The following is a 12,149-nucleotide window of genomic DNA, read 5'->3' on the forward strand; positions in this document are numbered from 1 at the left end:
GGGATCGGTGACAATTTTACCAGGTAAAGAAGTAATATGGCTGGATTAAAAGGGAATTGAGCCTAAATTTGGGCATCTAATAATGCTGCCTTTAAGTATGAAGCTCTTTTCCACCCTCTTTAAACGTCCCTGGCTTGCCTGGTTCTGGACATTACTGATTCTTGTTGCCTGTACCTGGCCCGGTAAAGACCTGCCCTCCGCTCCTACCGTGGGCTTTGATAAAATTGTACACGCAGGATTGTTCATTGTATGGATAACCTTGTGGCTGCTGGTGTATCCGGAGAAAGGCCGCTTGCTGGTGTTACTGGGAATGTCGTACGGTTTGGGACTCGAATTTTACCAGCAGCTCCTGCCATTCGACCGCACTTTTGACTGGTGGGATGCCGTAGCAGATGCTGCTGGTGTATCAATGGGATATGTTCTCGTGACTTTCGTCTTTAATCGTTACCGCCAGCGTTTGTATTGATTGATCAGGCTGTTGGTAGAACTGTCGTGATTGTTGACCGGCCAGTCATTTTGAAGTTCGGGATAAATTTTGTTGGCAAGCTGCTTCCCAAGCTCCACGCCCCATTGATCAAAACTGTAAATGTTCCAGATAATCCCCTGAACAAAGATCTTGTGCTCGTACATGGCGATCAGACTGCCCAACACTTTCGGGGTGATCTTTTTCACCAGAATTGAATTCGTCGGCCGGTTGCCTGAGAATACTTTAAAAGGGGCGATCGCATCAATTTCCTCAGCTGATTTGCCGGAAGCTTTCAACTCAGCACGTACTTCTTCATCTGTCTTTCCATTCATCAAAGCTTCTGTCTGAGCGAAAAAGTTGGACAAAAGCATTTTATGGTGATCACCTAGCGGATTGTGGCTGATAGCTGGCGCAATGAAATCGCAGGGAATCAGCTTGGTGCCCTGGTGGATCAGCTGGTAAAATGCGTGCTGTCCATTTGTGCCGGGCTCTCCCCAGATTACCGGGCCTGTCTGGTAAGCTACTGGATTTCCGTCGCGACCGGTACTTTTACCGTTACTCTCCATATCGCCCTGCTGAAAGTACGCTGCAAAACGGTACATGTACTGATCATAAGGCAGAATTGCCTGTGTTTGCGCGTCAAAAAAGTCATTGTACCAAATACCGATGAGCGCTAGCAGTACCGGAATGTTTCGTTCAAACTTGGTAGTTCTGAAATGCTTGTCCATTTCGTGAGCGCCTGTAAGCAGCTGCTCAAAATTCTGGAAGCCCACATAGCAGGCAATGGACAGACCGATCGCAGACCATAGTGAATACCTGCCTCCAACCCAATCCCAGAAACCAAACATGTTTTCCGGATCAATGCCGAATTTCTCAACTTCCGTCCGGTTCGTTGATATCGCCACGAAATGCTTTTTAACAAAGTCCTCGTCTTTCGCTTTCTCCAAAAACCAACTGCGCGCGCTGTGCGCATTCGCCATTGTCTCCTGGGTAGTGAAAGTTTTAGAAGCGATCATGAACAATGTCGTTTCCGGATTCAGCGACTTCACCGTTTCGGCAATGTGCGTTCCGTCAACATTTGACACGAAATGTACATTCAATCCGGGTTTGCTGTAAGCTTTCAAAGCTTCTGTTACCATAACAGGTCCCAGATCGCTGCCACCGATACCAATGTTGACCAGATCGGTTATTTCTTTTCCCGAATAGCCTTTCCAGGAACCAGATCGGATTTTACCCGAAAACTCCTTCATCTTGTCAAGTACCTCATTCACATCGGGCATTACATCTTTTCCGTCCACCAGCACAGGCTCGTTAGAACGGTTTCGAAGCGCTATATGCAGCACCGCGCGACCTTCTGTTGCATTGATCTTTTCACCAGTAAACATCTGCTCAATTGCCTCAGCCAAACCTGCTTCCTCAGCCAGCTGGATCAGGTAAGAACGCGTGCGGGTGGAAATACGGTTTTTAGAGTAATCAACCAGAATATCTCCAAAGCGAACCGAGAATTTTTTTGCACGCTCCGGCTCCTCTTCAAAGAGCGATTTCAGGTGCTTCTGGGAGATAGTCTTGTGGTGCGTTTTGAGCTTTTTGTAAGCAGGCAGTTTATCAAAGGGTACGTTACGGAGCATCGCTTGTCAGATTAGGTAAGATTCAAATCATTTCTGAGCTGCAAAAATAGGATTTTGTGACACTTTAAACCATTTTAAAGCATTATACTGCATCACAAACCCCTTTGAAGTACCCGACAGACTCCGCGATCCCTGCAAGCGGATCTTTCATATCTTTCTCATATTCAAGCGCGCAAACACCAGAGTATTTCACCTTGCGCAACATCTTAACAAATGCAGGAATATCAATTACACCGCGGCCCAGCTCGACTGCTTTTCCTTCTTTTGTAGCTGCTGTCACGTTTTTGAGGTGCAGGTCGAAAATGCGTTTTGAGTATTTGTTCAAATCGGCGACGGAATCCTGGTTATCCCGGCGGTTGTGACCCATATCAAAGCAAATTCCAACACGCGGGTCCAGATCCTTGATCAGGTTGTTGATCGAAGTCGCATTCGGGTACAGCTTGTCTTCCGGACCGTGATTGTGAATTGCGTATTTGATATCATACTCTTTCACTTTTTGCTCTAAATATTTCAGGTCCTCGTGGTTCGGGATTCCGATGATCAGCTTTACACCTACTCTTTTTGCATAATCAAATGCATTGTCGATATCCTTGGGTGTTTTGGTGTAAATGGGTCCCACTGCGTAACCAGTCACGCCCGATTCTTTCAGCTTTTCGTGAAATGCGGTGATCTGTTCCGCTGTGCTGTTATAAGGCAGATGAAAATCTTTGATACATAAATAGTGCACATCGGTCCGCTTCATCATGGATAGCGCCTCGTCAAGCTTGAAATTAACAAAGCTGAAACCAGCGATGCCGAGCTTGAATGTATCTTCCTTCTTGTCCGGGACACTGGCCGCTTTGCTTTCGCGGGTAACAGAAAGCAAGCTTCCGGCAACAAGGCCGGCAATTCCTTTTTGTACAAATCTTCTTCGTGAATTCATTTATGTAAAATTTTGATTGGCTCTACATCTATAAAGACGAGGTAGCGCCGTTTTACCACCCACTTTAAATTTTCAATCTGATACCGATCCGGTTGATCAGTCCCGTAATGATGATAACGAGCAGTGCAAAGCACAACGATTTAACAAGACCGACGATTCCTGTTCTCAGGAACAAAGGCAGACTAAAACTGAGCAGCGCAAGTACCGCATACCAGATGTAGGGGATTAGGTAGCAGGTTAATGTAGCAGTTCCGGCTGGTTTTAAAACATTCGCCCAATTCCTTACCTTTTTTAGATCTACAAGCCAGAACATGAATGCAAAAGCAAGAAAGCTGACCCCGCTGCATATCCCAACCCAGGCCGGTGTGGCGCGAATCTTGGAAATTCCCCAGAATGGCCGTGTACCAAATCCATACACCATCGCCACAATTCCGAGTGCGATCAGGATCCAAATGTAGGTTTGCCCCAGCCCCCCGCGCGACCCCAGGCTCCGGTAGATGACAGAAGCAGTGACGCCTGCCATAACAAATGCCGGCATAGAACCACTGCCGACAATCCAGACGTACTTCCGTACAGGATCAAGGAAATCGAGCATTCCGGCAAATTCGGCCAGGTTGAACAAAACCAGGAACAGCCAACCAGCGACGATCAGCGGCAGATTGTCTTTCATTAAAAAATAAAGTACTGCACAGATCAGGTACGACCAGCCGATCAGTCCCAGTATTCCGTACCAGTGTGTTCCCATCCAAACAGGGTTTTCAGGGTCGCCGCCTTTGTATACTACTGCAAGAGCAGCAAGAATAATGTAACCGAGCATTTTGTAGCTTGTGGTACGTACATCGTTTTTACCATATACATTCCAGATCAGGAAGAATGCGATTACCATCGCGATACTCCACACGTGTTTGCTGACCGGCATTGCACTGCTTAAAGCATTTTCGAGGTTAACAAGGTAAATACCCATTAAAAGCAGCGCGAAAGTGCGCTCGGCGATGTGGAACAGAATGATCCAGTTACTGTCGCCCTTTTTCTTCCGGTTGGAAATTGCAAATGGAATGGAGAGACCCACGATAAAGAGGAAACAGGGAAACACAACGTCGGAAAGCCCCATCGCGTCCTCACTTCCCTTACTGTGTTCCATCCATTGCGGCACGCCTTTCAACGTCCAGAAATCGTTTACAAAAATCATCAGGAACATCGTCAGCGCTCTGAAAATGTCAATGGAGTCCACGCGTGGGGTGGCAGAACTTGTGGTCATCGTATATAAGGCAGGGGTTAGGATCCGAATATATCACCTATTTGCACAAATCATCGCATTTTAATACCGATAATCGCCTCAGAGGCACTTTTTTCGGCTTGGAACCCTGATTTTTCCGGTTAGCACACTCGGTCTGGCATTGACTTTGCAGAGTAATTATTTTTATTCGAATTATCCTGCGCTGGCAGGCGATTCCTCAACGAAAAACTCTCTTTTAACTTTGAGACCGGAACCATTTCTGATTGAAATTTCATGGGAAGTCTGCAACCAGGCAGGCGGCGTTTTCACCTATATCAAATCCAAAGTCCCTACGATGCTGGATACTTATGGGGACCGGTACCTCTTGATTGGCCCGTATTTTCCTGAAAAAGCCGATACCAACTTTCGGCCATTGCTGGAAATTGAAGAACCTGCACTGGCAGAAGCAGTGTCTTTTGTACGCTCGCTCGGTTTTGAAGTACATTATGGTTACTGGTTGCTCGATGAAGCCCGGCCAAAAGTGCTGCTAATCAATCCGGAAGTGCGCAGGAATGTTCTCAATGAGGTAAAAGGGAGGTTTTGGGAAAGGTTCGAAATATCTTCTCTCGAATCAGACGATTTGCGCGATCTGGTACTTGGTTTCGGCGAAGTAACCAGGCTATTATTGAAGCAGCTGGTAGGCAAACTGAATGCGGATCAGGATATAATCGCCCATTTCCATGAATGGATGTCGGCTACTTGCCTGCCCGATCTGGAATACGAAAAGGTCAGGATAGCCACGGTTTTCACTGCACATGCAACATTGCTGGGCAGGTACCTGGCTTCGAATGAAGACCCGTACTTTCACCACATGCCGTACTACGATTGGCAGCAAAAATCGAGGGAGTATGGTATCCTGCCGCGGGTCGCGCTGGAACGCCGTACCGCACAAGCCGCCCACGTGCTGGTCACGAATAGCGAGGTAACCGCCTGGGAATGCGAGTTGTTTTTGTCAAGGAAGCCAGAGTACATTATCAGGAACGGCATTCACAGAAAACCGGAAGGAGGGCACGAGGTATTTGAGCTGCACCTTCAGAACCGGCAGAAGATTGACGCAACTGTTAAAGCGCTGCTTACACCAAGCTATCCTTTCCGAACAGATAATACGCTCTACTTCTTCACTTCTGGTCGCTACGAATTTTACAACAAAGGTTTTGACATCACCTTGCGCGCGATTGCCCGGCTGAACGAAATGCTCGCCAGCCGGAACCCGGATGTTTCAGTCGTATTCTTTATTATTACAAAACAGCCATTTTTAAACATCAAACCAGAGGTTCTCGAATCGCGTCAACGTTTTCAAAATTTGCAAAAGATCTGCAGGAAGATCAGCCAGCAGCTTGGACCCGACCTTTATTCAAGTGTGATCAGCAAGCATAATCCGGCATTGCCAAACCTGAATGAGCTGATAGACGAAGAACTGCACCTCACCTGGCGGCAGGCAAAGGCACAGTTCCGGCGCGAGGATTTACCGCCTGTGGTCACACACCAGCTAAACCATCCTGACGAGATTTCAAACTTCCTGTCGGCTCACCAGCTGGATAACCGGGAGGAAAACAAAGTAAAAGTATTCTACCATCCCGATTTCATTGAAGGGGCAACATCACTATTTTCAATGGATTATCCTGAGTTCGTGAGAGGCTGTCACCTGGGCATTTTTCCTTCCCTCTATGAACCGTGGGGATATACGGCCATGGAAACAGCACTGCAAGGTACCCCATTGATCACCAGCGACCTGTCCGGCTTTGGCAGGTACATTCAGACAGTTATTCCACCTGAAAGCGAAGATGGCATCAAGATGCTATACCGCCGCTACCATTCCGATGAGGAAGCGGTTGAAACGCTGGCTTATATGCTTTTGGATTTTGTCGAAACCTTCGAGCAGGAACATTATGTACCGAGGGTAACCCTGCCGAAGTCTGTGGTGGATACTGTTTGCTGGACCGAGCTGATGCGCTACTACCGCGATGTATACCGGCTGGCGCTCATGCGTCACCAGCCGGCAGGTGATTTGTATTAACGTTAAATGCAACTAGTTGCCCAGGTACCTGAGTGACAGCATCGTGATATCGTCGAACTGATTGGCAGCTCCGATAAATTCGACAAGGCTGTCTAATGTAGCTTCATTCATTTCACGAGCAGAGGTTTTGGTGGAACCGTCACCTGTGGTGAAGAAATCCTGCAGGTAATGCAGCCCGTAACGCGCACCTGCGAGATTATTGGCATCAGTTACCCCGTCTGTGTAAAGTACAAACTTGTCGCCTTTGTTCAATGTGAGTGTATGCGATTCGTACTCAAACGACGGATCAAAGCAAAGCGCCATTCCACCCAGTTTAGGAACAAGCTCGGTAGTACCGTCGGCGCGGATAATGATCGGCGGCTCGTGGCCTGCATCTACATACTCGACTTCGCCCGTTTTCACATTCATAATGCACACGAATGCGGTTACGAACATAAAAGTGGAATTATCTTCACTCAAAAACTGGTTGACGATCTTTACCTTTTCACAAATACTATCATCGTTTCTATTTGAAAACTGGCTCTTGAAAATCGCCTTGCAGATCGCCATGAACAACGCCGCAGGAACTCCCTTGTCCGAAACATCGCCGATCATGAAAAACAGGTGCTCGGAGTCCATCATGAAATAATCATACAAATCGCCGCCTACTGCCTTCGCCGGGTGAATGAATGCATGCAAGTCTACGCCCGCTTTGCCGATATTGGGAGGTACCGTTTTGGGCAGCATCGACAATTGAATTTCACGCGCCACACTAAGGTCATTCTGGATCGCAATGAGCTGTTCACGGCCTCTTTCCAGATTAGCCAGCATTTCTATGTGCTCGACGGTTTTGGAAATGGTGATTTCAAGATCTTCAAAATTCACCGGCTTGGTTACAAAATCAAAAGCACCACGGTTCATTGCCGTGCGGATATTGTCCATATCCCCGTAAGCCGATACCATAATCGCCTTCAAAAGCGGGTTTTGTTTCTCATTAATTTTGGAAAGAAAAGTCAACCCGTCCATTCCCGGCATATTGATATCCGACAGGATCAGCGTAATGTCCTCCGTTTCTTCCAGTTTTTGCAGTGCCTCAATCCCATTGTTTGCAAATACAAATTCATATTTTTTGTCTCTGATCTGCTTTCTGAACAGTTGAAGAATGAGCATTTCCATGTCTTGCTCGTCGTCCACACTTAATATCCTGATTGCCATTTTTAATGATTGTTTTGGTAAAAAATTCCCGACTAGGCAGGAATGAGTATTTTGAATTCTGTTTTTTCTCCCGGAACTGAGGTCACACTGATTGTTCCCTTGTGCGTATCTACAACGCTGGCGTAAGTAAGCGATAATCCAAGTCCCGTCCCTTTCCCCTGCGGCTTTGTAGTGAAAAAAGGCTGAAAGAGTTTAGCTACGATCTCCTCAGGAATACCTATCCCATTGTCACACAGCAGTATCTCGATTTTATCCCCAATTCGTCGCGTAGAAATAGAGATGAGCGGATCAAACCCTTCGATCTGCTGCTTTCGCTTTTCATTGATCGCGTAGCAGGCATTATTGACCAGGTTCACGATCACGCGCCCAAACTCCCCGCGCGAAATGCTGATGCTGCCCACGGCAGGGTCAAGCGCGTAATTTAATGTGACATTAAACTCCCTGTCTTCGGCCCGGACACTCTGGTAAGCCAGCTTGCTGTACTCTTCGAGCAGCTGGTTCAGGTCGGTTGGCTCAAAAACAGCTCCTTCCGAGCGTGCCTGCGCGAGCATACCCTGGATGATCCGCTCAATGCGCTTGCCGTTTTCATTGATCTTCACCAGGTTTTTAGACAACGTTTCCAGCAAATCCTTTTCATCCGCAACATCATCCTCACTCAGCTCGCTCAGCGGCTTGCTTACCAGCACACGCATTTCGTCGACAAGCCCATTGGACAGGCGCGAGAAATTATTGACGAAGCTTACCGGGTTTTTGATTTCATGTAAAATACCTGCGCTCAGCTGCCCTATTTCGGCAAGCCGGTTGAGTTCGATTATCTTCTGCTGATAAATCTCGATGTCCTTATCAGTAATTGCGGGCTCCATATTAGTGTCTGTTTGTAGTATGGGTAACTGTCTAAGCCTTATTTGACGGTGGGAAGAGAAATTTCAATCTCAGTAAAATCCCCTTCCTTTGAAGTTACCGACATCCTGCCCTTGTGAAATTCTATGATATCCTTGCTCATGTAAAGCCCGAGCCCGGTGCCTTTTGAAGTCGGTTTGGTGGTGAAAAATGGATTAAATAGCTGTTCTGTCTCTTTCACAGGAATCCCTTTTCCATTGTCCCTGACAAAGACCGAAACCGCTCCTTCCTCACGCCGGCTCGAAATGCGGATCTCAGGCTCAAATACCTTATCGAATTTCGTTTTCTCCATAACCGCATAGCAGGCATTGCTGATCAGATTGGTGAGTACCTGCGCAAATTCGTAAGGCAGCAAGCTAACCCGGACAGGCTCTGCTTCCAGCGCAAAAACCAGCTTGATCTTCGCCTCCTTATATTCTGCAAGTACCTCCTGAAGAGCAGCTTTCGACTTTGATTCCAGAAAAGGATTAAGCTCTACTTCAATGAATTCGGTTGATTTTCCTTTGAGCAGCTTCTGCATATCCTTCACAATGCGCGTGGTACTGTTCCCGTGCTCGTAGATCTTTTCCAGGTTTTTCTGCAGCATCTCAAAACCGCTGTCCAAATCGTCCTTCTCGTCTTCCGACAACACATCCTGGTGTTTATCAGTCACTTCTGTGATTTCCTTCAACAGCTTACCCGACGATTGTGAAAAGTTGTTGATGTAGTTCAATGGGTTCAGTATCCGGTCCACAATTCCCTTCGTCAGACTACCCACAGAAGCCAGACGCTCCTGCCGGATCAGCTCTTCCTGTGTGGATTTCAGGTTTGAAAGTGTGTTTTCGAGATCTTCAAGAATGTTTGTTTTGATATAAGCACCGATTAAATGCTCTTTCAGGTTTTTCACCATATTGTAATCGCGTTCGCCGAATGCATTCTCCCGGTCCATGTTTTCGAGGGTAATGTAACTTTTCACATCCCCATCCACCCGGATCAAAATACTGATCAATGATTTTGGCGAGAATCTTTCACTCACCGATCTGTTGGTATTCTGATGTCTGAAATTGTTTTTCAGGAAAATGTCTTCATAAACCTCTTCTGCGCCGACAATGTAGCGCTGTTCTGCGTCGGCTGCGGATAATTGCACGTTTTCTACGTCCGCACTTTCAATCACTCCCGCGAGTGCGATAAACTGGTAGCAGTCAGTCCCTTTATTGTATATCAATGCAGAAGCACCGTCTACATTCTGGAACTCACAGAGCCTGTCGAGTACCAGCTGAAACAATCTTCCTGTATTTACCTCTCCATTGATCGACTTCACAAATTCATCAATCCTTTCCAGCTGATCATTTGTCGCGGACAATTCTTCGGATTGATGTTCAAGTTCTTCTTTCTGGCTTACTACCTCTTCCGTACGTTCGCGTATCAGGTTTTCAAGTTCCTGCTTCTCGCGCAGGATCGCCCGAAGGCGCCAGCGCACGGCGTAGTAGATCATCACCGCAAACACCAGTGCGTAAAGGGCGATCATGTACCATTGTCTGAACCAGGGAGTGCGGATGAGCAATGGAAATGTCGCCTCGCCCGAAATATTGCCATAAATATCCCGCGCACGCACCTTGAAAACATAGCTTCCCGAAGGCAGCCCGCTGTACTCCTTCCGGGCGATAGTCCCCCACTCCGACCAGCCTTTGTCATAGTTTTCGAGCAGGTACTGGTATGCTACCTCCTGGTTGCTGTGAAAGCTGGGCAATGCAAATTCAAAAATTAAGCTGTTCTGCCTGTGATCCAGACTGATACGGTCCCGACTCGCGTCGCGGTAAACAGGCAGGCCGCCGTCGCGCGTACTTACCTTTCTCAGCAAAACGGGGTAAATGAGCCGACGCTGTTCTCCTTGCCGCATATCGAGCCGGTATAATCCCTGGTCGCCGCCAAGCCACGCAACGCCGTCCTGATCTGGAAAAATAACCTGAAAAGGGATCGCTGCAATGGGGAGAAAAGGCTTTTCAATCAGCTCAAATGCATTGCTTTGTCCTTTTTTCCTGAAAAAATTGACCGACTTCTTATCTCCACGCGTTGTCCAGATATTTCCTTCACTATCACCTTGTACACGATCAAACCAGACTTTTTCAGAAAGCCAGTCCGCGCGCGTAAACCGGTCTGCATTGGAATGGTATTCAAAAAGTCCATCCTTATTGGTGACGATCAACCGATTTCCAAATACGGCCAGCTTGTTGTACAATGGGCTGCTGATCCCCTGCGGGGCAGCGAACTTACGTGCAGCGCCTGTCGTGTAGTCAAATTTGAGAATCCCGTTGGAAAGTGTTTCAAGCCAGAATGTACCGGTTGGGAATTCAGTAATGCCGGTGATCTGTTCGGTAATTGACTTGATTCGCTCCTTTTGCCAGCCGCTACCTGTTTTTTTAAACACCGCCAGTCCGTCCTGCAAGCCCACAAAGAGCTTATTACCGTCTGCGGAGGCAGTCACGGCCAGCGAGAAATCGTTTGACAGGGTGCTCAACCCTCCGGTTTTACTCAACTGAAACAAACCCTTATTGGAAGCGACGTACAAAAAGCCGCCTGCCTCGCTGAACCCAAGGCAACTTCCCGGAAATGCAGTTAAATGCGCAACCTGGTTGTTTTCAATGGAATGCAGCCCCGTTAAAGTGCCGACAATGATTTTGTTGCCAAATCGCGTTACCGCAGTTACCGAGCCTTTCAGACCTGAGGTACCATCGAAAACGGAAATGGGCGAAGGCAGATCCAAGCGGGCGATCCCGTTGTTCAATGCGAGCCAGAGGTTGTGTTCACGATCGCTGAACATAGCTGACACCTGGCTATCCTCCATATCTCCGTAAGCAAATATCGGGTACGCGATGTTCCCGTCGGGATTAACGATCAGCATTCCATTAGCCGCCATACTGATCGCGATCTTGCCATTTTGCATTCGTACTGCACTGGTCGCTTTGTTACTGATCAATACCGGATTTGCATTCCCTTCTATATTCTCTACGTGGTTGCCTTTCAGCAAGTACGCTCCCTGACTGGTGGTGAGCAGCATAGCCGAATTGTCAGCTAGTGGCACAACCGCAACCAGGTCCAGCAGAGCCGGGACATTTTGCGCCGTGGTTACAGCAGAAAATTTGCCGTCGTTCAACAACATAAAACCCTTATTTCTGGCATAAATCACAGCACCCTGTCCGAACGGGAATGCGGATTGAATGGACAGACCGTGCTTGTAACTTTTTACATTCCGGCCATCCCAGAAGAAGTTTATCTGGTCGGAAACAAACCAGGCTCCATTCTTTTCGGGTAGTATCTGGATGACCTGGCCAGGCTTTTCTTTGAGTTTCGCAGATAAGCTCACGAAGCGATGTACGCCGAGGCTGTCGTAAGCCAGATATCCAAATTCCCCATTGCCGCCCACGAGCACGCGGCCCTTGCGGTCGGTGGTGAGGGCAGATACCCGCGTTACATTCTCAGTTTGAATGGTAGTCCAGGAAACGCCGTCAAATTCCAGCACGCCTGCGAAATTGGCAAAGTACATCATCCCGGTGCTATCCTGCGTAATGCCGAAGTTCTGGTCGTGCGCGTGGTATTCGGAAGACTGGTAAAAGCCCGACATTGGCCGGCCCACTTCGCGCATTCCTGAGCCGCCGCTTTGCGCGATAACCGGCAAGGCACCCAGGCAAACCAGCCACAATGCAAGCCATAAATTCTTCATCTGATCAAACCTTCGGTCCATGTACTTTTTATGCTAAATCGGTCGC

The 12,149-nt window shown here is 47.8% G+C and carries 8 protein-coding genes; 2 read left to right on the forward strand and 6 right to left on the reverse strand.

All coding sequences use genetic code 11. The features are described from left to right. Window positions 1-97: 97 nt before the first annotated feature. Complete coding sequence (locus tag Q369_RS0112005) at window positions 98-466, forward strand: VanZ family protein (protein WP_051664035.1); 369 nt, start codon at window positions 98-100, stop codon at window positions 464-466. Here the strand turns inward: Q369_RS0112005 and pgi are convergent. The 3 genes from pgi to Q369_RS0112020 all read right to left on the reverse strand — a co-directional run bounded on the left by pgi (window position 445) and on the right by Q369_RS0112020 (window position 4,274). After that, entirely contained in the window at window positions 445-2,094 is a 1,650-nt protein-coding gene (gene pgi / locus Q369_RS0112010) for a glucose-6-phosphate isomerase (protein WP_031528055.1), read from the reverse strand. The genes Q369_RS0112005 and pgi overlap by 22 nt on opposite strands. A gap of 82 nt (window positions 2,095-2,176) precedes the next feature. Further along, window positions 2,177-3,016, reverse strand: a complete 840-nt coding sequence (locus Q369_RS0112015) for a sugar phosphate isomerase/epimerase family protein (RefSeq protein WP_031528056.1) — start codon at window positions 3,014-3,016, stop codon at window positions 2,177-2,179. A 64-nt stretch (window positions 3,017-3,080) separates the two neighbouring features. Beyond that, window positions 3,081-4,274, reverse strand: a complete 1,194-nt coding sequence (locus tag Q369_RS0112020; protein WP_031528057.1) for a DUF5009 domain-containing protein — start codon at window positions 4,272-4,274, stop codon at window positions 3,081-3,083. Between the two features lie 220 nt (window positions 4,275-4,494). Here Q369_RS0112020 and Q369_RS0112025 point away from each other — a divergent pair, with 220 nt between their 5' ends. Further along, window positions 4,495-6,309: a glycosyltransferase family protein gene (locus Q369_RS0112025; protein WP_035333387.1), complete on the forward strand. Its 1,815-nt coding sequence runs from the start codon at window positions 4,495-4,497 to the stop codon at window positions 6,307-6,309. Between the two features lie 12 nt (window positions 6,310-6,321). Here Q369_RS0112025 and Q369_RS0112030 read toward each other — a convergent pair whose 3' ends face one another. The 3 genes from Q369_RS0112030 to Q369_RS0112040 are packed head-to-tail and all read right to left on the reverse strand — an operon-like array spanning window position 6,322 to window position 12,124. Next, a complete protein-coding gene (locus tag Q369_RS0112030) occupies window positions 6,322-7,503 on the reverse strand; it encodes a PP2C family protein-serine/threonine phosphatase (protein WP_031528059.1) in 1,182 nt (393 codons plus the stop codon). A 32-nt stretch (window positions 7,504-7,535) separates the two neighbouring features. After that, complete coding sequence (locus Q369_RS0112035) at window positions 7,536-8,366, reverse strand: sensor histidine kinase (RefSeq protein ID WP_031528060.1); 831 nt, start codon at window positions 8,364-8,366, stop codon at window positions 7,536-7,538. A gap of 38 nt (window positions 8,367-8,404) precedes the next feature. Then, entirely contained in the window at window positions 8,405-12,124 is a 3,720-nt protein-coding gene (locus Q369_RS0112040; protein ID WP_031528061.1) for a sensor histidine kinase, read from the reverse strand. Between the last annotated feature and the right edge of the window lie 25 nt (window positions 12,125-12,149).

Source organism: Dyadobacter crusticola DSM 16708 (assembly GCF_000701505.1).
Taxonomy (GTDB): Bacteria; Bacteroidota; Bacteroidia; order Cytophagales; family Spirosomataceae; genus Dyadobacter; species Dyadobacter crusticola.

Bases quoted from the DNA above. Each gene is read 5' to 3' on its own strand.
- pgi (WP_031528055.1), bottom strand. From the start codon at position 2,094: ATGCTCCGTAACGTACCCTTTGATAAACTGCCTGCTTACAAAAAGCTC.
- Q369_RS0112005 (WP_051664035.1), top strand. From the start codon at position 98: ATGAAGCTCTTTTCCACCCTCTTTAAACGTCCCTGGCTTGCCTGGTTC.
- Q369_RS0112040 (WP_031528061.1), bottom strand. From the start codon at position 12,124: ATGGACCGAAGGTTTGATCAGATGAAGAATTTATGGCTTGCATTGTGG.
- Q369_RS0112020 (WP_031528057.1), bottom strand. From the start codon at position 4,274: ATGACCACAAGTTCTGCCACCCCACGCGTGGACTCCATTGACATTTTC.
- Q369_RS0112035 (WP_031528060.1), bottom strand. From the start codon at position 8,366: ATGGAGCCCGCAATTACTGATAAGGACATCGAGATTTATCAGCAGAAG.
- Q369_RS0112015 (WP_031528056.1), bottom strand. From the start codon at position 3,016: ATGAATTCACGAAGAAGATTTGTACAAAAAGGAATTGCCGGCCTTGTT.
- Q369_RS0112030 (WP_031528059.1), bottom strand. From the start codon at position 7,503: ATGGCAATCAGGATATTAAGTGTGGACGACGAGCAAGACATGGAAATG.